The following is a 20989-nucleotide window of genomic DNA, read 5'->3' on the forward strand; positions in this document are numbered from 1 at the left end:
GGACCCGACAGGCACCCGCCACCTGCACGACGCGGGCCTGACAGGTGCCCGCATCAGGCGCCGGCCGGGGTGAACCGGTAGCCCATCCCGGACTCGGTGACGAGGAACCGCGGGTGCGAGGGGTCCGGTTCGAGCTTCCGCCGGAGCTGCGCCATGTAGAGGCGGAGGTACCCGGAGTCGCTGCCGTGCGACGGTCCCCACACCTCGGTGAGCAGCATCTCGCGGGTCATCAGCCGGTCCGGGTTCGTGACGAGGACCTCGAGCAGCCGCCACTCCGTCGGGGTGAGCCGGATCGCGGGCCCGGATGCCGGCGTGACCTGCTTCGCGACGAGGTCGACCACGAGGTCGCCGATCGCCACCGACGGTGCGGCACCGGAGGACGCCGCGACGGCTGCCTGCCGTCGGCCGAACGCGCGGAGCCGGGCGAGGAGCTCGTCCATCTGGAACGGCTTCGTCACGTAGTCGTCGGCGCCGGCGTCGAGCGCGTCGACCTTGTCGGACGAGTCCGTCCGCCCGGAGAGCACGAGCACCGGAACCTGCGACCACGCCCGGATGCCCTCGAGCACCCCGATGCCGTCGAGCCGCGGCATGCCGAGGTCGAGCAGCACGATGTCGGGCCGCTCGGTGATGACGGCGTCGAGGGCCTCGCGGCCGTCGCGTGCGGTGACGACCTCGTACCCCCGGGCGGTCAGCGTGACGGCGAGCGCCCGGACGAGCTGTGCGTCGTCGTCGGCGATCAGGACCTTCGTGCTCATCGGACCTCCACGCCCACGTGTCCCGCGATCGGCAGCCGGACGACGACGGTGAGTCCGCCGCCGGGGGTGTCGTCGACCTCGATGGTGCCGCCCATGCCCTCGGTGAACCCGCGCGCGAGCGCCAGGCCGAGCCCGAGGCCGGTGTCGTTGTCGGTGTCGCCGAGCCGCTGGAACGGCTGGAACACCTCGCCGCGTCGGTCCTCGGGGATGCCCGGCCCGTGGTCGGCGACGCGGAGTTCGACGCCGCCGGCGAAGGCGCTCGCCGCGATCCGCACGCGGGTGCCGTCGGGTGCGTACCGCTGCGCGTTCGCGAGCAGGTTCACGACGACGCGCTGCAGGAGCACGGCGTCGGCGAGCACCGGCGGCAGGTCGGCCGGCAGGTCGAGGTCGACGTCGTCCGGACCGAGCTCGAGTTCGTCGAGCGCGGGGGCGACGACGGTCTCGAGGGCGATGGGCACGGGGGTGACGGCGAGCACCCCGGCCTGCACCCTGCTGACGTCGAGCAGGTCGGCCAGCAGCACCGCGAGCTGACCGAGGCTCTCGTCGGCGGTGGCGAGCAGCGCCTCCCGGTCGGCCCGCGACAGCTCGAGGTCGGGTGCCCGCAGCGTCTGCACGGCGGCGGAGGCTGCGGCGATCGGCCGCCGCACGTCGTGCCCGACGGCCGCGAGGATCGCGCTGCGGACCCGGTCCGCCGCGGCGATCCGTTCGGCCGCCCCGGCGGTGCGGGTCAGCTCGCGGTGCTCGACCGCGGCGTCGACCTGCTGCTCGACGACGCGGAGCAGTCGGCGCTGGGTCGGGTCGTCGGGTGCGCCGGCGAACTCGAGCAGGGCACCGGACGGCAGGCGCGTGGCGGCGTCCGCCGTCTCGCCGAACGTCCCGGACGTGGCCGGCACCTCGTCCCCCTGCCGGATCCGCACGCCGGTGAAGCCGAACGCCTCGCGGGTCCGGTCGACCAGCGCCTGCAGGGCGTCGTCCCCCCGGAGGACGCTGCCGGCGATCCCGACGAGGAGGCCGGACTCCGCGGCGGCACGCTTGGCCGTCCGCGACCGTCGGGCCGAGCGGTCCACGACGAAGCTGACGAGCACCGCGCTGATGACGTACATGACGAGCGCGACGAGGTGCCAGGGCTGCTGCACGGTGACCATGTGCAGGGGTTGCACGAAGAAGAAGTCGAGGCTCAGCCCGGACAGCACGGCGGTGAACACGGCGGGCCACATGCCGCCGGTGAGCGCGACCACGAGCACGAGCAGCTGGTACGCGAGCACGTCGACCGTGATGGCGTCCGGGTCGTTCGTGAAGGACAGCAGCCAGGTCAGCAGCGGACCGAGGGTGAGCGAGATCGCGAAGGCGGCGGCGATCCGGCTGGGGGACAGGCTGCCGCCGAGCTTCGGCAGGGCGAAGCCGCCGCCGGCGCGCTCGTGCGTGACGACGTGCACGTCGATGTCGCCGGACTCGCGGATGACGGTGTTGCCGATGCCCGGACCGGTGAGCGCGGCCGCCAACCGGCTGCGCCGGCTGACGCCGATGACGATCTGCGTGGCGTCGATCGACCGGGCGAACCGGACGAGCGTGCCGGGCACGTCGTCGCCGACGACCTGGTGGTAGGTGCCGCCGAGCTGCTCGAGGAGGGTGCGCTGCTTGCCGAGCGCTCCGGGGTGCCGTTCCCGCAGGCCGTCGTTCGTCGTGATGTGCACGGCGGCGAGTTCCCCGCCCGCGCTCCGGGCTGCGATGCGTGCGCCGCGGCGCAGCAGGGTCTCGCCCTCGGGCCCGCCGGTCAGGGCGACGAGGACGCGCTCGCGGGTCTCCCACCGCCGCGCGATGCCGTGTTCGGCGCGGTAGGCCTTGAGCGCGTCGTCGACCTCGTCGGCGAGCCACAGCAGCGCGATCTCGCGGAGGGCGGTCAGGTTGCCGAGGCGGAAGTAGTTCGACAGGGCGGCGTCGATCCGGGCGGCCGGGTACACGAGCCCGTCGGAGAGCCGCTCGCGCAGGGCCGCCGGTGCGAGGTCGACGACCTCGATCTGGTCGGCCGTGCGGACCACCGCGTCCGGGACGGTCTCGCGCTGCACGGTGCCGGTGATCTCGCGGACGACGTCGCCGAGGGACTGCATGTGCTGGATGTTCACCGTCGAGATGACGCTGATGCCGGCGGCGAGCAGCGCCTCGACGTCCTGCCAGCGCTTCTCGTGCACGCTGCCGGGGGCGTTCGTGTGCGCGAGCTCGTCGACCAGCGCGACGTCGGGGGCCCGGGCGACGACGGCGTCGAGGTCCATGTCGTCCAGCTCGACCCCGCGGTGCTCGACGGTGCGGCGGGGGACGACCTCGAGCCCGTCCACGAGGGCGGCGGTGGCGGCGCGCTCGTGCGTCTCCACGACGGCGACCACGACGTCCCGGCCCTCGGCCCGGAGCCGCTGGCCCTCCTCGAGCATCGTGTAGGTCTTGCCGACGCCGGGGGCCGCACCCAGCAGGACCCGTAGCTTGCCGCGCTTCACGTGCTCATCCTCCCGCGTTCGTCGTGGTGGTGTCGGTTCCGAGGGAGCGGGCGTCAGCGCGACGCCGCCGCGAGCGCCAGGTTGAGTTCGAGCACGTTCACGACCGGCTCGCCGAGGAACCCGAGCTGCCGGCCCTCGGTGTGCTGCGCGACGAGTGACCGGACGGTGTCGACGCTGAGCCCGCGGGCGTCGGCGACCCGGGACACCTGCTGCATCGCGTACTCGGGGCTGATGTCCGGGTCGAGACCGGAGCCCGAGGCCGTCACCGCGTCCGCCGGCACCTGCGACACCGGGACCCCGTCCGCCTCCGCGATCGCCGCGCGGCGCTCCTCGATCGCGGCGACCAGGTCGGGGTTGTTCGGCCCGAGGTTCGAGCCGGACGAGGCGTTCGCGTCGTAGCCGTCCTCACCGGCGGCACTCGGGCGGGACTGGAACCAGCGGTCGGCACCCTTCCCGGCGAAGGACTGTCCGATCAGGGACGAACCCACGACCGTGGCGGACGAGTCGGTGACCGGCGAGCCGTTCGCCTGGTCGTGGAACGCCGCTTGGCCGACCCCCCAGACGGCGAGCGGGTACCCCACGCCGAGGACGACGGTGGCGAGCAGGGTGAGGCGGACGGCGACGCCCGCGGAACGGAAGGTGGAACGAACGGTCATGATCAGAATCCCGGGATGAGACCGACGACGAGGTCGATGAGCTTGATGCCGATGAAGGGGACGATGACGCCGCCGAGCCCGTAGACGAGCAGGTTGCGGCCGAGGATCGACGACGCCGAGGCGGCGCGGTAGCGGACGCCGCGCAGCGACAGCGGGATGAGCGCGACGATGACGAGCGCGTTGAAGACCACCGCGGACAGGATCGCGGACGAGGGGCTGTGCAGGCCCATGACGTTGAGCGCCGCGAGGCCGGGGAACGCCGCCTGGAACATCGCCGGGATGATCGCGAAGTACTTCGCGACGTCGTTGGCGATCGAGAAGGTGGTGAGCGCGCCGCGGGTGATGAGGAGCTGCTTGCCGATCCGGACGACGTCGATGAGCTTCGTCGGGTCCGAGTCGAGGTCGACCATGTTGCCGGCCTCCTTCGCGGCCGTGGTGCCGGTGTTCATCGCGACGCCGACGTCCGCCTGTGCCAGGGCCGGAGCGTCGTTGGTGCCGTCACCGGTCATCGCGACGAGGTTGCCGCCCTCCTGCTCCTTGCGGATGTAGGCGAGCTTGTCCTCCGGCGTGGCCTCGGCGAGGAAGTCGTCGACGCCGGCCTCGGCGGCGATCGCGGCGGCGGTGCGGGGGTTGTCGCCCGTGATCATCACCGTGCGGATGCCCATCGACCGCAGTTCCGCGAAGCGTGCGGCCATGCCGTCCTTCACGACGTCCTTGAGGTGCACGACGCCGAGCAGCGAGACGCTCCCGGTGGCGGTCCGACGTCCCACGACGAGCGGCGTGCCGCCCTGGTCCGAGATCTCGGCGACCGCGCCGTCGATCGCGGCGATCACGCCCGTGTCGGACGCACCGCCCGCAGCAGCCCAGGCGAGCACCGCCGCGGCGGCACCCTTGCGGACGGCGGAGCCGTCGGCGAGGTCGACGCCCGACATCCGGGTCTGCGCGGTGAACGGCACCTCGACGGCGCCGGCGGGCAGGCCGGGTGCGACGCCGGACTCCGCTGCGAGGGAGACGATCGAGCGCCCCTCGGGGGTCCCGTCCGCGGCACTGGACAGCGTGGCCGCCTCCATGAGCTCGTGCTCGGTCACCCCGGGCACCGGCACCACGCGGGAGGCCCGGCGGTTGCCGTACGTGATCGTGCCGGTCTTGTCGAGGAGCAGCGTGGTGATGTCCCCGGCGGCCTCGACCGCACGCCCGGACATCGCGAGCACGTTGTGCTGGACGAGCCGGTCCATGCCGGCGATGCCGATCGCCGAGAGGAGCGCGCCGATGGTGGTCGGGATGAGGCAGACGAGCAGGGCGATCAGCACCGGCACGCTGACGGTCGCGCCGACGAGCCCCGCGATCGGCTGCATCGTCAGGCAGACGACCACGAACACGATCGACAGCGACGCGAGCAGGATGTTCAGCGCGATCTCGTTCGGCGTCTTCTGCCGGGCAGCACCCTCGACGAGCCGGATCATCCGGTCGATGAAGGTCTCACCGGGGGTCGAGGTGATCCGCACCACGATCCGGTCGGACAGCACGCGGGTGCCGCCCGTCACGGCGCTGCGGTCGCCACCGGACTCGCGGATGACCGGAGCCGACTCGCCCGTCACCGCGGACTCGTCGACGCTCGCGATGCCGTCGATGACGTCCCCGTCACCGGGGATCACCTCGCCGGCCACCACCACGACGACGTCGCCCTTGGCGAGGTCGACGGACGCGATCTCCTCGGTCGCGTTCCCGAGGGCGGCCGCGTCGGCGGTGTCGTACCCGAGGACGCGGCGGGCGCTGGTGGTCGAGCGGGTCTTCCGCAGCGTGTCGGCCTGGGCCTTGCCCCGGCCCTCCGCCACGGCCTCCGCCAGGTTCGCGAAGACGACGGTGAGCCACAGCCACACCGCGATGGCGGTGGTGAAGACGGACGGCTCGACGAAGGCGGTCACCGTGGTGAGCGCGGCACCGACCTCGACGATGAACATCACCGGGTTGCGCCACATCAGGCGCGGGTCCAGCTTGCGGAGGGCGCCCGGGAGGCCCGCCACCAGTTGGCGGGGCCCGAAGGCGGACGAGCGCGTGGCCGGCCGGGAGGCGCTGGTCGCCTCGTGCTCGTCCGTCGCGGTGGTCGGGTGGTCGGTCTTCATCGTGCGAGCCCTTCGGCGAGCGGCCCCAGTGCGAGCACCGGGAAGTAGGTGAGTGCGGTGACGATGACGGTGACCGCACCGAGCAGCCCGATGAACAGCGGGCGGTGGGTGGGCAGCGTGCCGACGGTCTCCGGCACGCGGTCCTGCGAGGCGAGTGACCCGGCGAGCGCCAGGACGAACACCATCGGCACGAAGCGGCCGAGCAGCATCACGACACCGAGCGTGGAGTTCATCCACGTCGTGTTCGCCGTCAGGCCGCCGAACGCCGAGCCGTTGTTGTTCGCGCCCGAGGTGAAGGCGTAGAGCAGCTCGGACAGCCCGTGGTTGCCCGGGTTGAAGATGCTCGTGCCGAGGACCTGCTCCCGCACGCCCGGGATCACCAGGGACAGCGCCGTGGCGAGCAGCACGAGCGTCGGCGTGACGAGGATGTAGAGCGCCGCGAAGGTCATCTCCCGCGCCCGGATCTTCTTGCCGAGGTACTCCGGCGTCCGGCCGACGAGCAGGCCGCCGATGAACACCGTGATGACGGCGAGCACGAGCATGCCGTAGAGGCCGGAGCCGACACCGCCGGGGGTGACCTCGCCGAGCATCATGTTGAGCATCGCCATCATGCCGCCGATCGGCGTGAAGCTGTCGAACATGCCGTTCACCGCGCCCGTCGACGTCGCGGTGGACGTGGTGCCGAAGAGCGTCGTGCCGAGGATGCCGAAGCGCATCTCCTTGCCCTCCATCGCGGCGCCCGCGAGGGAGGTGGCGCTGCCCGCCCCGCCGAGCTCGGCGATCGACATCACCGAGAGTGAGACGAGGAAGATCGCGCCCATCACGGCGAGGATCGCGTACCCCTGACGGTCGTCCCCGACGAGCCGGCCGAAGGTGCGGGGCAGCGAGAACGGGATGACGAGCATGAGGAAGACCTCGACGAGGTTCGTCCACGCCTGCGGGTTCTCGAACGGGTGCGCCGAGTTCGCGTTGAAGTAGCCACCACCGTTCGTGCCGAGTTCCTTGATCGCCTCCTGCGAGGCGACGAACCCGTCCGGGACGTGCTGGGTCCCGCCGAGGAGCGTCGTGACGTCGGTCCCGCTCCCCCACGACTGGACCACACCACCGGCGACCAGGACGATCGCGAAGACGAACGCCCCCGGCAGCAGCAGGCGACCGGTGCCGCGCACCACGTCGACCCAGACGTTGCCGAGCGTGCCCGACTTCCGACGGGCGAACCCGCGGACCAGGGCGACGGCGACCGCGAGGCCGACCGCGGCGGACAGGAAGTTCTGCACCGCGAGGCCCGCCATCTGCACGCTGTAGCCCACCGTCGCCTCGGGCGAGTAGGACTGCCAGTTCGTGTTCGCGACGAACGACGCCGCGGTGTTGAACGCGAGCGCCGGTCCGACGGCCGGCAGCCCGAGGTCACCGGGCAGCACCACCTGGATGCGCTGGAGCAGGTAGACGAGCAGGAGCCCGACGACGCTGAACAGCAGCACGCCGCGCAGGTACGCGGGCCAGGACTGCTCGGCGTCCGGGTCGACCCCGATGACGCGGTAGACCAGGCGCTCGACGCGAGCGTGCTTCGTGGGCGTGTAGACGCGCGCCATCCAGTCACCGACCGGGCGGTAGGCGACGACGAGCAGCAGGACGAGGGTGGCGACCTGGGCGATGCCGGCCCACACGTCCGCGCTCATCAGAACCGCTCCGGCCGCACGAGCGCCCACACGAGGTAGACGACCGCGGCGATGCCGAGGACGGCGGCGGCGATGGTGACGGCGATCACAGCCGCTCCACCCCCTTGGCGATGAGTGCCACCACGCCGAACACGGCGAGGACACCGGCGACGACGAAGACGTCGAACACGAGGGACTCCAGAGGTTCTTCCGTGCCCGCGCCGGGTGACGCGGACCGCACCATGAGTGGTGCCGAACCGATGCTGGGTCCTGCGCCGCGCCTCCAGGCCGGCCCTAACGGAATCCTGACGCCGCCCTGCCGGACGCATGCGCCCCGCTAACGCCCGCCCGCGCGAGCCCGGCCTTCGGTGCCGGGCGGTGGGCTAGGGCGCGACGACCCGGAAGTCCGCGAACGGACCGGCGCAGCTGGCGTCGGCCGGGCAGGTCGAGTAGTCCCAGTTCTCGATCCCGAACACCGCGTCCCCGACCGGGAAGTCGGCGGGCAACGTCACCGATGCCGACCACGACCGGTCGAGCGGCTCGTCCGAGCGGACCGTCGTGTGCCGGGCGTCCTCGACGGGCGGGTACGCGGCGACCTCCCAGCCCTCCTCGGGCACGGGGACGTCGGGGCACCCGTCCGTGACGGACAGCGTGACGACGTCTCCGGGGTGCGCGGTCCGCGGGGACACCTCGAAGCGGGGGACGCAGCCGGCCCGGTCACCGCCGGACGACGTCACGGTGCACCCGCTCAGCACCCCGGCCGTCAGCACCAGCACGACCCCCGTCACGATCCCCCGTGTCCGCATGCTGCGAGCGTAGTGAGCACACCAGCGCGTCAGGAAGCCCGCGTCCAGGTGCTCACCGTCACGGCCGCGGTCACCGACGTCGCCGCGAACACCGTGCCCGGGTCGACGTGGTGGTGGCTCGGCCCCATGTGCACGACGTCGTGCACGTCCTCCGCGTCGAGGTCCATCGTCCAGGTGAGGTCCTCGGCGGAACGCGGCACGAACGACGGTGTCAACGAGTCGTGCAGCCGCCGCTCCTTCTCCGGGTCGACGCTGATGGTGGCCGCCGCGAGCTCGCCGAGGTGCCCGGTGCGCGGGGTGACCACGACGAGGACGCCCTCGGGGTGCAGGACCCGCGCGTACTCGGACTGGTTGCGGGGCGCGAACACGTCGAGGACGACCGCGGCGGCTCCGTCGACGACCGGCAGGCGCCCGGTCACGTCCCCGACGACCGCCCCGGCGCGCTCGTGGATGCGCGCGGCACGCCGGATCGCCACTGCGGACAGGTCGAGCGCGACACCGAGCCGCGGCGTCGCGTCGAGCACGTGCGCGAGGTACGTCCCCGGGCCGGAGCCGACGTCGAGCACCACCCCGGGGGCGGTGACCTCCGACGCGACCGCGGCGAGCGCCCGCTCCACCGGGGCGTAGTGCCCGCGGCCGAGGAACCGCAGCCGGGCGTCGACCATCGCCGGGGTGTCCGCGGTGAGTGCCCGTCGCTTGGCCGGGAGCAGCGTGAGGTGGCCCTGCTTCGCCTCGTCGTACCGGTGCCCGGTGGGACACCCGACCTGACCGCCGTCGACCCGGTCGAGGGGCTCGGCGCAGACGGGGCACGCGAGCACGGGGAGGAGGTCGTCGCGCACGGGTCCAGGGTACGGGCGTCGGTACCCTGACCGGATGTCGCTGCAGCAGCTCTTCGGCCTCGACGGACGCACCGCCCTCGTCACCGGCGGCAGCTCGGGCATCGGCCGGGCGATCGCCGGGGCGCTGGCCGACGCCGGCGCACACGTCGTGGTCGCGGCACGGACGGCCTCGGCGGTGGACGACACGGTCACGGCCCTCCGGGGCGCCGGCGGCTCGGCCGAGGGCATCCGGGCAGACCTCGGCACGCGGGCCGGGGCGCACGCCCTCGCCGACGCCGTGGGCGCGGTGGACGTGCTCGTCAACTCGGCCGGGATCAACCTGCGGCCGCCGATGCCGGACCTCGACGAGGACACGTGGGACGCCACGATGGCGGTCAACCTCGACGCCCCGTTCGTGCTCGGGCAGCGGCTCGCGCCGGGGATGGCGGCGCGCGGGTACGGCCGGATCGTCTCGATCAGCTCGCAGCAGGCGCACCGCCCGTTCGCGTCGAGCGGCGCCTACGGGGTGTCGAAGGCCGCCCTGGAGGCGCTGGCCCGGTCCCAGGCGGAGGCGTGGTCCGCGCAGGGGGTTACCTCGAACGTCCTCGTGCCCGGGTTCGTCCGCACCCCGCTCAACGAGCGGCTGTCCTCGGACCCGGCGACCGTGGAGCGGCTCGCGGCACGCACCCTGGTCGGTCGGAACGGACTGGCGTCGGACTTCGCCGCGGCGGCGGTGTTCCTCGCCGGCCCGGGCTCGTCCTACGTGACGGGACAGTCGATCGCGGTCGACGGCGGCTTCTCGGTGCACTGAGCCCGTCAGCGCGCCGCGGCGAGCGCCCGGGAGAGCTGCGCGTACCGCCGCTCCTGGTACAGCCCGTGCAGCACCGCGAGGACGACGGCCACGACCACCCCGACCGCGACGGCCGCCGCAGCCACCGCCACCTGGGCGAGCAGCAGCGCGACCCCGGCCCCCGCCACGATCGAGTTCACGACGGCGATGGCCGTCGACAGCGTGAAGAACACCCCGCGCCAGGACGCCCGTCGTCCGATGTCGAGCATCTCGTTCGGCGCGTGCGGCCCGCGGGGCGCCGGGAAGTACCGGTCGGCTCCGGGCAGCAGCCGCCGGTAGTACGCGCGGATCCGCTGGATCGAGTCGAGGGCGGCGACGTCCTCGAGGGAGGTCTCGACGAGCCGTTCGTACGTGAACACACCGAGGACGACCACGACGGGGATCACCACGGCGAGGTAGCCGAGCGCGTAGCCGGTGCCGCTCAGGAAGCCGAACGCGACCAGGGCGCTGGACAGCGTGGTCAGGTAGATGGACGCGCGGGTGCTCGACTCCGACACGGTGATGCTGCGCGCCGACTCGAGCACGAAGTGCTCGGTGAGCAGCGCGTTGTAGAAGGCGCCCGGGCGGTCGGCGAGCGCGTCGACCGACGCCTCCGCGTCGGGGAGCGGTTCCTGCGTCATCGGGTCTCCTCGCGTGACGACGGTGGACGACCGGGAGGCGCGGTGCGCGTCGGACGCGCACCGCGCCTCCCGGGTCGGTGTCGGTCTAGACCGACAGGACGGTGCGCAGGTGCGCGACGGCCTGGGCGACGGCCGCCTTCGCGGCGTTCGTGTCGTGCATCGAGTTGACCATCACGAAGTCGTGGATGATGCCCGCGTAGCGGACCTGGGTCACCTCGACGCCCGCGCGGCGGAGCTTGGCGGCGAACGCCTCGCCCTCGTCGCGCAGCACGTCGGCCTCGCCGTTGACGACGAGGGTCGGCGGGAAGAACGCGAGCTGCTCCTCGGTGGCACGCAGCGGCGACGCGGTGATCTCCGCGCGCTGGGCCTCGTCGGTCGTGTACTGGTCCCAGAACCACTGCATGCCCTCGCGGGCCAGGAAGTACCCGGTCGCGAACTCGTGGTACGAGTCGGTGTCGAAGGAGGCGTCCGTGACCGGGTAGAAGAGCACGGCGCCCGCGAAGGACACGTCCCCGCGCTCGTGCCCCATGAGGTTCAGCGCGATGGCCATGTTGCCGCCGACCGAGTCGCCCGCGATCGCGACACGGCTCGTGTCGAGGCCCTCGTCGGCACCGTGCTGGAACACCCACTGCGCGACCGCGTACGACTGCTCGTTCTGCGTCGGGTACTGCTGCTCCGGCGCCCGGTCGTACTCCGGGAACACGACGGCGGCACCGACGCCCACGGCGAGGTCGCGGACGAGGCGGTCGTGGGTGTGCGCGTCACCGAAGACCCAGCCGGCGCCGTGCGTGTAGACGACGACGGGCAGCGGCCCGGTGGCGCCCTTCGGCTTCACGATCCGGGTGCGGACCGAGCCCGTGGGGCCGCCCTCGACGGTGATCCACTCGTCGTCCACCTCGGGCTTCCAGATCTCCTCGTCCTGCACGCCGTCGACGGCGGCGCGGCCGTCGGCGGGCGCGAGCTGGAACAGGAACGGGGGCTTCGCGGTGGCCTCGACGAAGGCCTGGGCGGCGGGCTCGAGCGCGACGCCCTTCGGGTTCGCGCCGGTCTGCTCGTCGGTGGCGGCGGTGTCGGTCATGGTTCCTCCTGGGATGACGGGGACGGGTCGGTGGTGTGCGGCGTCAGGCGTCGACGGACGCGGTCTCGCGGACGGCCGTCTCGATGACGTCGGCGACCTCGGCCGGGTGCGTGTGCATGACGAGGTGCGGGGCGTCGAGCTCGGTCACGGCGCGCAGCCCGGCACGCTGGTACCCGAAGCGCTCGACGTCGGGGTTGATGGTGTGGTCGGCGGCGGAGACGATGCCCCAGCCCGGCGTGGTCCTCCACGCGGCGACCGAGGCCGGTTCGCCGAACGCCGCGCCGGAGAGCGGGCGCTGTGACACGGCGAGGACCTCGGCGACCGCGGGGTCGACGCCCGCGGCGAAGATGCTCGGGAACGACTCGACGACGACGGACACGTCGGTGCCGTCCTCGGCACCGGCGACCGGGTACGGCGTGTACACGAGGGCCGCGGCCAGGTCGGAGTCGGGGAAGCCGCCCTGCAGCTGCCCGAGGCTCTCGCCCTCCTCGAGCACGTAGCCGGAGACGAACACGAGGCCGACGACGTTCTCGGCGGCGCCCGCGACGGTGATCACGGCACCGCCGTAGGAGTGGCCGGCGAGCACGACCGGGCCGTCGACGTGCTCGACGACCGCGCGGACCGAGGCGGCGTCCTCGGCGAGGCTGCGGTTGTAGACGGGCGGGACGATCACGGTGTGCCCGCGGTCGAGCAGCTGACGGGTGACGGGTGCCCAGCTCGCGGAGTCGGCGAAGGCGCCGTGGACGAGGACGATGGTGGTGCCGGTCATGACGGTCTCCTTGTGCGTTCGGGTGCGGTGCGTGGCCGCCGGTGCGGCGGCCCGTGACGAGCGTGATCGGTCGGGGCCGCCGCTGTCCTGTCCCTGCCGTGCCCCCTCAGTGCGACGGGTCGGGTCGACGGAGCGTGGCGCGGCAGCGGGTCAGCGCACCGGAGCGACGTGGTCGACGGCCTGCAGGATCGTCGCGGCGACCGCGTCCGGCCGCGACACCGCGAGGGCGTGCGACGCGTCCTCGAGCTCCGCGACCCCGCGGAACGGGCCGCGGTCCGCCATCCAGCGGTGGGCCTCGACCGGGATGTTCCGGTCCGCGCTGCCGAACACCGACCAGGACGGCACGTGCTGCCACGCGACCTCGTCGACCGTGAGGGCACCGCCGAGCGCGGCCTCGGTGACCGGGCGCTGCGCGACGGCCATGTGCCGTGCGGTGGCCGCGGGCACGTCCTCGGCGAACTGGTGCCGGAAGCGGTCCGCGGCGATGCGGAACTCCACGCCGCCGTCGGCGAGCGGGGTCGGCACGAGCGTCTCCCCGAGCGTGCTGCCCTCGAACCGGCCGGCCAGGTCGCCGGCGCTCTCGCCGGTCGCGGGGACGAACGCGCCGACGTACACGAGGGCCCGCACGTCGGCGATCGCGGGCGCGGCCTCGGTCAGCACCATGCCGCCGTAGGAGTGCCCGACGAGCACGGTCGGGCCACCGAGCGAGCGGACGAGGTCGACCAGGGCCCGTGCGTCCGACACGACGCCGCGCAGCGGGTTCGCGAAGGCGACGGCCTCCACGCCGCGGGCGTCGAGGAGGTCGACGACGCCGTCCCAGCTCGAGGAGTCGGCGAAGGCGCCGTGGACGAGGACGACGGTGGGTGCGGACATGACGACTCCTGTCGATCGCTGCTCCGGGCGGTCCGGTGCGCTCGTCAGGACGCTAGGGAGGATCGGTGCGCGCTGTCCTGACCCTGCGAGGACCCCTCGGGCGTCCCTCGGCCACGAGGACGGCTGGCGGGTACGGACAGGGCCTGCCTGTCCCCCGTGCCCGGTGGCAGGATCGTCGCCGTGAAGACACTGGAGTTGCCACAGACGGACCTCACCGCATCCGACGTCGTCGTCGGCCTGATGCGGATCACCGACATGAGCGACGAGGACATCCGCGCGCTGTACGCGGCCTCGCGGGACGCCGGGGTGACCATGTTCGACCACGCCGCGGTGTACGGCGGCTGGCACGGCTGCGAGGCACGCTTCGGCGAGGCCGTCACGCTCTCGCCGTCCGAGCGCGACGAGATCGTGTTGCAGACGAAGGTCGGCATCCGCCCCACGCCGAACGGCGCCTACTTCGACTTCTCGTACGAGCACATCATCGAGTCCGTGCACGACTCGCTGGAGGCGCTCCGCACGGACCACGTCGACGTGCTGCTCCTGCACCGTCCCGACGCCCTCGTCGAGCCGGAGGAGGTCGCGAAGGCGTTCGACGAGCTGCACGCCGCCGGCAAGGTGCACCACTTCGGGGTGTCGAACCACACGCCCGGCCAGGTCGCCCTGCTCGAGCAACACGTCCGGCAGCCGCTCGCGTTCAACCAGGTGCAGCTCAGCATCACCCACGCGAATGTCATCGCGCAGGGCCTGACCGCGAACATGGCCGGGCTCGACCAGTCGATCGACCGCGACAACGACATCCTCAACTCGGCGCGGCTGAAGGGCGTGACGCTGCAGGCGTGGTCGCCGTTCCAGAAGGGCTTCTTCGACGGCGTGTTCCTCGGCGACCGGGAGCAGTACGCCGAGCTGAACGACGTGCTCGACGAGGTCGCCGCCGCGCACGGCGTCACGCCGACCGGGATCGCGGTGGCGTGGATCACCCGGCACCCCGCGCACTTCCAGGTCGTCCTCGGCACCACGAACCCCCAGCGGGTCCGCGACTCGGCCGCCGGCTCCGACGTCGCGCTGTCGCGTGAGGAGTGGTACCGCATCTTCACCGCGGCCGGGCACACGGTCCCCTGACCGCCCGATCGGGGTCCCGTCGCTCGGGCGGGACCCCCGGTCCGTGACTGCGACGCGCCCGAGCGGGTAGATTCTCCTGGTGCCTCCGATCCCAACCGGACCCCGTCTCGACCGGCTCACGTCGCTCCGGTTCTTCGCGGCCCTCCTCGTCGTCGGGAACCACAGCACCCGCGACCTCGCCTACGTCCCGCACATCAGCGAGCTCCTCGTCTCCGGCACGGTCGGTGTGACGTTCTTCTTCACGCTCTCCGGGTTCGTCCTCACGTGGTCGCACCGCGACGGGGACACCCCGGTCGCCTTCTACCGCCGGCGGTTCGCCCGCATCTACCCGATCCACCTCGTGACCTGGGTCGTCGCGTTCCCGGTGCTCGTGCTCGCCGGGACCGCGATCACGGCGAAGAGCGCGGTCACCAACCTGTTCCTCGTGCAGTCGTGGGTCCCCGACCCGAACGTCTACTTCGGCATGAACGCCCCGAGCTGGTCTCTCTCGGCGGAGGTCTTCTTCTACCTGCTCTTCCCGTTCGTGATCCCGCTCCTGCTCCGCGCGCCGAAGCCCGCGCTCTGGGCGGCCCTGGTGGTCCTGGTGCTCGGGAACATCGTGGCGGCGACCCGGATCAGCGAGATGCTCGCTCCGGAGCCGAACCGCTTCGTCTTCTACATCCTCCCCGCGTACGGGCTCCTGTCGTTCCTGTGCGGAGCCGTCCTCGCGCGGCTGGTGAAGCTCGGGCTCCGGGTCGACGTCCCCGTCTGGGCGGCCGTGCTCCTCGCCGCCTGCGGGTACCTGCTCGCCCACTTCGACAGCCACCGCATCGGCGGCATCGGGCACGGCATCGAGAACGCGGTGTTCCTGCCGTTCATCCTGATCCTGCTCGGATCGGCGGCCGCCGCCGACCTGCGGCTGCAACCCGGGTGGCTGACGAAGCCCTTCGCCCTCAAGCTGGGCGAGTGGTCGTTCGCCCTCTACATGACGCACTGGCTGCTCGTGCAGGCACTCGCTGCCGTGCTGCCGGAGCTCGACGGGCTGCCGCTCGTCGTCCGGTTGCTCGTGCAGGCGGCCTTCCTGGTCCTCGCGGTCGCGGTCTCGGCGCTGGTGTACAACCTCGTCGAGCGTCCGCTGGAGAAGCGTCTGCGCGGCTCACGCCCCCGCCCCACGATGGACACGACCGCCCTCGTCCCCTGAGGGTCAGCCCTCCCGCGCCGGAGCGCTCGGGACGCTGACGTCCACCGGGGACACCCGGGTCGGGTCGGCCGTGGCGCCGCGCACCACGTCGAACGAGATGCCCAGCGCCGCGGCGGTGTCCTCGTCGAGGGGCAGACCGTCCTCGTCGGCCTGGTCCTCGGGGACGGCGCGGCCCTGGGATGGATCGAAGGAGTTCGCGATCGACATGCGGACGAGCATGCCGCTCGCGCCCGTGCAGCCCCTCTGAAACGCCGATGAGCGTCCGATCAGGACCCCCGCCGGCCACGCAGCAGGGGTCCGGCCGCTCAGCCGAGGTCGTCGGGGTGCAGCCGCTCCCCCGCCTGCGGGCGTCGGAAGACCGGGCCTCCGCCGGCTTCGTCCTCGTCCTCGTGCCCGACCGGCGAGACGGAGGGGTCGACCGCGTCCTCGCCGACGTCGGCGCCGCGGTCCTCCTCGATCTCGAGTTCGGAGGCGTCCGAACCGTCCACGGGGACGTCGGCGCCGGGCTGCTCGGGATCGAACGGTGTGCTCATCGACATGGCACGAGGATGCTCCGACGAGGTGAACGCCGGGTCAACGGTGTCCATCCGCCGCGCTGACCGCTCAGCCCTTGCCCTTGTTGTGCCCGGGCGCACCGCCGGACTTGCCCGGCCCACCGTTCGGTCCGCTGCCCGGCCCGGTACCGGAACCGGTGGTCGTGTCGACCGCCGGGGCGACGTCCTGCGGGGTCTGCACCGGGTTGGTCACCGGGCTGCTCGGCTGCGGCCCGACGCTCGGGTCGTCGACCGGGTTGCTCGGCTGCTGCTCGGGCTCGCTCGGCTGGTCCGCAGGCTCGCTCGGCTGCTGCGCCGGCTCGCTCGGCTGCTGCGCGGGCTCGCTCGGCTGCTGCGCGGGCTCGCTCGGTGCCTGCGACGGCTCGGTCGACTGCTGGTCGCTCGGGGCGGTGCTGCTCGACTCCGTCGGCGTCGGGGTGCCGCGGCCGTTCAGGGCGAACAGGGCCGCCACGATGCCCGCCAGGACGAGGACGCCGACGACGACCGCGACGATGACCGGGCCGCGCCGACGACGGCGCTCGTCCGGGTCGCCCGTCCCCGGGCCGCGGCCGGCGCCACCGCCCACGCCGCCCCCGCCGGGTCGACCGGCCGCCGCACCACCGGCTGCGCCCGCTGCCCCGGATCCGCCGGCAGGTCCGCCGGACTGGGCACCGAACACCGTCGTCGCGACGTCGTCGGAGCCGCCCCGCTGCACGCCCATCGCCCGGGTGGCCGCGTCCGGTCCGCCGGTCGTCGGCATCGCCCGGGTCGCAGCGTCGGCGCCGTCGCCGGGCGCCTGTCCCGCCGCCATCGCCTGGGTCGGCACGTCGGCCTGCGCGGCGCGGTCGGTCCCGGCTGCCGCGAGGCCCGCGGCGGCCCCGAGTCCGGCCGCCCCGGCTGCGGCAGCGGGCGTGAACGACCCCGGCGCGGCGGGCAGGAGCTGGGTCGCGGGCGACTCGTCGGCACGGCCGAGGGCGCGGAGCCGCCGCGCCGCCTCCTCCGCCGTGGGCCGCTCGTCCGGGTCCTGCGACGTCATGACGTGCAGGAGCGTGCGCCAGGCGGTCGGCAGGTGCTGGTCGATCTCGGGGCCACGGGTGAGCCGGGCGGTCGCGGACTCCACCGCGCTGCCCGGGAACGGCTTGCGGGCGGTCAGGCACTCGAGCAGCATCAGGCCGAGCGAGTAGACGTCCGCCTTGCCGGTCGTCGGGCGCGCGAGCACCTGCTCCGGGGCGAGGTACGCCGCGGTGCCCATCACCGTGCCGGTCCCCGTGACCCGGGCGGCGTCGCGGAGCAGGGCGATGCCGAAGTCGGCGAGCTTGACGTGCTCGCCGTCGGACTCGAGGAGCACGTTCGCGGGCTTCACGTCCCGGTGCACGATCCCCTGCGCGTGCGCCGCCGTCAGACCGTCCGCGACCTGCGCGCCGACCCGGGCGGTGGTCGCCGGGTCGAGCGGCCCCTCCTGGAGCCGGGTGGCCAGGTCACTGCCCGGCACGAGCTCCATGACGAGGTAGGAGTCCCCGTCGGCGTCGTCGAGCGCGGCGTCGTACAGGGTGACGAGCGCGGGGCTCCGGAGCGCGGCGAGGGTGTGGATCTCGGCCTCGGCCCGTGCTCGTTCGCCGTGGTCGACCGCGCCGGTGCGGAAGACCTTGACGGCGACCTCGCGGCCGAGCTGCTCGTCGACCGCCCGGTAGACCGACGCCATCCCGCCGTGCCCGAGCGTGCCCGTGACGCGGTACCTGCCGCCGAAGACCCGTTCTGCCATGCCGAGCAACCTACCGGGGCGACCTGACGGGGCGTGCACCGGGGGCCGGCACGGGGCCGCGCACGGGACGTCTCGCGCCGGTCAGCGGCGCACCGGCTCCACCGGCCGGGCACCGCGGCTCAACGCCGTCAGGTACAGCCGGTGCGCCGTGATCACCAGCGCCAGCCATCCGGCGCCGAGGGCGAAGGCCGCGAGCACGTCCGTGAGCCAGTGGTGGCCGAGGAACACCCGCGACGCACCGACCGAGAGCACGAACAGCGTGCCGACGACGATCGTCCACACCCGGGTCACCGTGCGGGACTGCCGGAGCAGCAGCAGGTAGACGATGGTGCCGACGATGACGGTGGCGTTGAGCGTGTGCCCGGACGGGAACGACGGGGAGTGCTCGTACGGCGGCACCGCGTCGGTCAGGGGCGGACGTGCACGGCCGATGAGGTCCTTGCCGGCGATGGTCATCGCGAGCGAGCCGGCGCTGGCGGACACCAGGAGCACGAGCGGCGTCCACGCCCGACGCTGCACCGTGAACCCGACCAGGAACAGGAGGGCGACGATCGGCATCCCGATCGTGCCCGCGATGTCGGTCCACCACGTCACCGCCGTGTCGACACCGGGCGACCGGAGCGTCAGCGCCCAGTCGAGCACGGGCCGGTCCAGCACGGCGACGTCGTCGGCCTCGCGGACGGCGTCGTACACCTCGGACGCGAGCCAGGCGAAGACCGCGGCGATCACGATCCCGACGACGAGCGTCACGACGAGGACGGGCAGAGCGCCGTACCGGTGTCCGAGCCGGACCCACCACGACGCGGACGCCCGCCCGGCCGGGGTGCGCCAGCGTGTCAGGTCGACGTCGCCGACGTGCCGGTCGGGCTCCTCGTGCCGCAGTCCCGGCCGATCGTGGGTGTCCATCGACCCACTCTGCCCGCCGGGGGCCGCAGGACGCCCAGGTGATCAGTCCTTGGCGTCGCCGTAGTCGTCGACGACCGCCACCGACAGCGGGAACACGATCGGGAAGTCGCGGAACAGCAGCCGGCCCGCGTCCACCGCGGCGGCGCGGACCTGCTCGGCGACCCAATCGGCGTGCTCGGCCGGTGTGTGCACCACGAGCTCGTCGTGCACGAAGAACACCAGGTGCGGGCCGGCCGTCACCGGGCCGGGGAACCGTGCCGCGAGCCGCGTCCGGAGCGACCCCATCCACGCGAGCGCCCACTCGGCGGCGGTGCCCTGCACGACGAAGTTGCGGGTGAACCGTCCCCAACTCCGCGCCCGGGCCTCGACCGAACGCTGCATCGCTGGCGTGCCCTCGACGCCGTACGCCCGGCTGCGCGCCTCGGACCACGACGCCTCGGGGACCGGGGAGGTCCGGCCGAGCAGCGTCGTCACCGGCTCGCCGCGCTCCCCCGCCCGGGCGGCACGGGCGACGAGGTCGAGCGCCCGTGGGAACGCCCGCTCGAGCCGCGGCACGAGTCGGCCGCCCTCGCCCTGGGTCGCGCCGTACATCGCGCCGAGCATCGCGAGCTTGGCCTGCTGCCGGGTCTCCACCGCGCCGGAGGCCACCACCCCGTCGTACAGGTCGCGGCCGTCCCCCGCGGCGGCCATCGCCCGGTCGCCGGCCATCGCGGCGAGCACCCGCGGCTCGAGCTGCGCCGCGTCCGCCACGACGAGCCGCCACCCGTCGTCGGCGACCACGGCCGAGCGGACCTGCTTCGGGAGCTGCATCGCTCCCCCGCCGTCCGCGGCCCAGCGCCCGGTGACGACCCCGCCGACGACGTACTTCGGGTGGAAGCGGCCGTCATGCACCCACTCGTCGAGCCACGACCAGCCGTTCGCCGTCAGGAGCCGGGCGAGCCGCTTGTACTCGAGCAGCGGCGCGATGACCGGGTGCTCGATCTCCTGCAGCTCCCACTTCCGCGTGCTCGACACCATCAGGCCCGCGCGGCGCAGCGACCGGAGGACGTCGGCGGGCGAGTCCGGATTGAGCGCGGGGTCGTCGAGACGCTCCCGGATGACGACCGCGATCTCCTCGAGCCGCCGGGGACGGACCCCGTGCGGCACGCGCGGCCCGAGGGCGTCCTCGAGGAGGCGTTCGTGCACGTCCGCACGCCAGGGCAGCCCGGCGTGCAGGATCTCGGCGGCGACCAGGGCGCCGGCCGACTCGGCGCTGAGCAGCAGGCGCAGCGCGCCGGGCGCGGCCGAGCCGCCGACGGCGGCGAGCTGCGCACGCAGCTCGGTGACCGGGTCGAGCGCGTCGTCCGGCACCGGCGCGGTGAACAGTTCGTCGTCGAAGAGCTGCGCCTGCGTCGGTCGGGCGGGGCGCGCCTCCAGGGTGGGTGCGTCGAGCGCGTCCTGCGGAGCCGACGCGAGTGCGGATCCACGGGCGGCGAGGGCCTGCCGCAGCAGGCGGCGGCCGAGCCGGAGGTCCACGCAGCGGGCGACTCGGCCGCCGGACCGGAGGACGGCCGGGTACCAGCGGGTGGTGTCGTCCCAGACCCAGCGGACGTCCGGTGCCTCGTGCGCGGCGACCCAGGCCGGGAGGCGCGGCTCGTCCACGCGGACCGGCTCGCCGCCAGCGGTCCCCGCGTCGGTCAGGGGCGTCACGAGGACGCCGCCGTCGACGCGGCGGAGGACGAGGTGCACGGGACGATCCTGCCGCACCCCACCGTCACCGGCTGACCGGTGGACCGGCTCAGTCGGTGGTGTCGTCGCCGCCCGGCCGGACGGCCGCGGTGTCGGCGACGTCGATGCGGACGTCGCCGTCGGGGGCTTCGGAGACCTCGACGCGGGGTGCGGCGTCGTGCGCGTCGGAGCCGCTCATCCGGCGGAGGGTGTCCTGTCGGCGCTCCTCGAAGGACATGTCGACACCGTCGTCGAGGTGGTCGCGGTCGGGCTTCGTCATGCCGCCG

Annotated in this window: 22 protein-coding genes; 3 read left to right on the top strand and 19 right to left on the bottom strand. The window is 73.5% G+C overall.

The features are described 5' to 3' along the window. Nucleotides 1-53: 53 nt before the first annotated feature. From ACY3FI_RS15525 to ACY3FI_RS15565, 9 genes are all read right to left on the bottom strand, one after another. Nucleotides 54-755 carry a response regulator gene (locus ACY3FI_RS15525; RefSeq protein ID WP_462548501.1) on the bottom strand — a complete coding sequence of 234 codons (702 nt, stop codon included), beginning with the start codon at nucleotides 753-755 and terminating at the stop codon, nucleotides 54-56. Then, nucleotides 752-3244, bottom strand: a complete 2493-nt coding sequence (locus ACY3FI_RS15530; protein ID WP_462548502.1) for an ATP-binding protein — start codon at nucleotides 3242-3244, stop codon at nucleotides 752-754. Before ACY3FI_RS15530 ends, ACY3FI_RS15525 begins: the two co-directional genes overlap by 4 nt. Nucleotides 3245-3297: 53 nt before the next feature. Next, entirely contained in the window at nucleotides 3298-3900 is a 603-nt protein-coding gene (gene kdpC, locus ACY3FI_RS15535) for a potassium-transporting ATPase subunit KdpC (protein ID WP_462548503.1), read from the bottom strand. A 2-nt stretch (nucleotides 3901-3902) separates the two neighbouring features. Beyond that, nucleotides 3903-6023, bottom strand: a complete 2121-nt coding sequence (kdpB, locus tag ACY3FI_RS15540; RefSeq protein WP_462548504.1) for a potassium-transporting ATPase subunit KdpB — start codon at nucleotides 6021-6023, stop codon at nucleotides 3903-3905. Then, nucleotides 6020-7702 (bottom strand): potassium-transporting ATPase subunit KdpA, encoded by a 1683-nt coding sequence (gene kdpA, locus ACY3FI_RS15545; RefSeq protein WP_462548505.1) that lies wholly within the window; start codon nucleotides 7700-7702, stop codon nucleotides 6020-6022. The genes kdpB and kdpA overlap by 4 nt, the downstream gene beginning before the upstream one ends. Beyond that, nucleotides 7702-7791, bottom strand: a complete 90-nt coding sequence (locus ACY3FI_RS15550) for a potassium-transporting ATPase subunit F (RefSeq protein WP_462548506.1) — start codon at nucleotides 7789-7791, stop codon at nucleotides 7702-7704. The genes kdpA and ACY3FI_RS15550 overlap by 1 nt, the downstream gene beginning before the upstream one ends. After that, complete coding sequence (locus ACY3FI_RS15555; RefSeq protein ID WP_462548507.1) at nucleotides 7788-7925, bottom strand: hypothetical protein; 138 nt, start codon at nucleotides 7923-7925, stop codon at nucleotides 7788-7790. The genes ACY3FI_RS15550 and ACY3FI_RS15555 overlap by 4 nt, the downstream gene beginning before the upstream one ends. A 139-nt stretch (nucleotides 7926-8064) precedes the next feature. Continuing rightward, complete coding sequence (locus ACY3FI_RS15560; protein ID WP_462548508.1) at nucleotides 8065-8487, bottom strand: hypothetical protein; 423 nt, start codon at nucleotides 8485-8487, stop codon at nucleotides 8065-8067. A gap of 29 nt (nucleotides 8488-8516) precedes the next feature. Then, entirely contained in the window at nucleotides 8517-9326 is an 810-nt protein-coding gene (locus ACY3FI_RS15565; RefSeq protein ID WP_462548509.1) for a putative RNA methyltransferase, read from the bottom strand. Nucleotides 9327-9360: 34 nt separating this feature from the next. Between ACY3FI_RS15565 and ACY3FI_RS15570 the strand changes: the two genes are divergently transcribed. Further along, the gene (locus ACY3FI_RS15570; RefSeq protein ID WP_462548510.1) at nucleotides 9361-10116 is read left to right on the top strand and encodes an SDR family NAD(P)-dependent oxidoreductase; all 756 of its coding nucleotides are present in this window, start codon (nucleotides 9361-9363) and stop codon (nucleotides 10114-10116) included. 5 nt (nucleotides 10117-10121) lie between these two features. Here ACY3FI_RS15570 and ACY3FI_RS15575 read toward each other — a convergent pair whose 3' ends face one another. The 4 genes from ACY3FI_RS15575 to ACY3FI_RS15590 form a co-directional block, all read right to left on the bottom strand. Continuing rightward, on the bottom strand, nucleotides 10122-10775 hold the full coding sequence (locus ACY3FI_RS15575; protein ID WP_462548511.1) for a hypothetical protein: 654 nt from the start codon (nucleotides 10773-10775) through the stop codon (nucleotides 10122-10124). Nucleotides 10776-10860: 85 nt separating this feature from the next. Beyond that, entirely contained in the window at nucleotides 10861-11853 is a 993-nt protein-coding gene (locus tag ACY3FI_RS15580; protein WP_462548512.1) for an alpha/beta hydrolase, read from the bottom strand. 43 nt (nucleotides 11854-11896) lie between these two features. Beyond that, the gene (locus ACY3FI_RS15585) at nucleotides 11897-12622 is read right to left on the bottom strand and encodes an alpha/beta fold hydrolase (RefSeq protein ID WP_462548513.1); all 726 of its coding nucleotides are present in this window, start codon (nucleotides 12620-12622) and stop codon (nucleotides 11897-11899) included. A gap of 150 nt (nucleotides 12623-12772) precedes the next feature. Then, nucleotides 12773-13495 carry an alpha/beta fold hydrolase gene (locus ACY3FI_RS15590; RefSeq protein ID WP_462548514.1) on the bottom strand — a complete coding sequence of 241 codons (723 nt, stop codon included), beginning with the start codon at nucleotides 13493-13495 and terminating at the stop codon, nucleotides 12773-12775. A 180-nt stretch (nucleotides 13496-13675) separates the two neighbouring features. Here ACY3FI_RS15590 and ACY3FI_RS15595 point away from each other — a divergent pair, with 180 nt between their 5' ends. Next, a complete protein-coding gene (locus ACY3FI_RS15595) occupies nucleotides 13676-14614 on the top strand; it encodes an aldo/keto reductase (RefSeq protein ID WP_462548515.1) in 939 nt (312 codons plus the stop codon). 79 nt (nucleotides 14615-14693) lie between these two features. Next, nucleotides 14694-15794, top strand: coding sequence for an acyltransferase family protein (locus tag ACY3FI_RS15600; RefSeq protein WP_462548516.1), 1101 nt, complete (start codon nucleotides 14694-14696; stop codon nucleotides 15792-15794). A 3-nt stretch (nucleotides 15795-15797) separates the two neighbouring features. Here the strand turns inward: ACY3FI_RS15600 and ACY3FI_RS15605 are convergent, their stop codons facing one another. The 6 genes from ACY3FI_RS15605 to ACY3FI_RS15630 all read right to left on the bottom strand — a co-directional run bounded on the left by ACY3FI_RS15605 (nucleotide 15798) and on the right by ACY3FI_RS15630 (nucleotide 20982). Next, the gene (locus ACY3FI_RS15605; RefSeq protein WP_462548517.1) at nucleotides 15798-16001 is read right to left on the bottom strand and encodes a hypothetical protein; all 204 of its coding nucleotides are present in this window, start codon (nucleotides 15999-16001) and stop codon (nucleotides 15798-15800) included. 98 nt (nucleotides 16002-16099) lie between these two features. Continuing rightward, nucleotides 16100-16333, bottom strand: a complete 234-nt coding sequence (locus ACY3FI_RS15610; protein WP_462548518.1) for a hypothetical protein — start codon at nucleotides 16331-16333, stop codon at nucleotides 16100-16102. A gap of 64 nt (nucleotides 16334-16397) precedes the next feature. Then, nucleotides 16398-18089 (bottom strand): serine/threonine-protein kinase, encoded by a 1692-nt coding sequence (locus ACY3FI_RS15615; protein WP_462548519.1) that lies wholly within the window; start codon nucleotides 18087-18089, stop codon nucleotides 16398-16400. Nucleotides 18090-18170: 81 nt separating this feature from the next. Beyond that, nucleotides 18171-18995, bottom strand: coding sequence for a phosphatase PAP2 family protein (locus ACY3FI_RS15620; protein ID WP_462548520.1), 825 nt, complete (start codon nucleotides 18993-18995; stop codon nucleotides 18171-18173). Between the two features lie 42 nt (nucleotides 18996-19037). Next, nucleotides 19038-20723, bottom strand: coding sequence for a bifunctional 3'-5' exonuclease/DNA polymerase (locus ACY3FI_RS15625; RefSeq protein WP_462548521.1), 1686 nt, complete (start codon nucleotides 20721-20723; stop codon nucleotides 19038-19040). Nucleotides 20724-20772: 49 nt separating this feature from the next. After that, nucleotides 20773-20982 carry a hypothetical protein gene (locus ACY3FI_RS15630; protein ID WP_462548522.1) on the bottom strand — a complete coding sequence of 70 codons (210 nt, stop codon included), beginning with the start codon at nucleotides 20980-20982 and terminating at the stop codon, nucleotides 20773-20775. Nucleotides 20983-20989: the final 7 nt, after the last annotated feature.

The organism is Curtobacterium sp. RM9 (assembly GCF_054956955.1).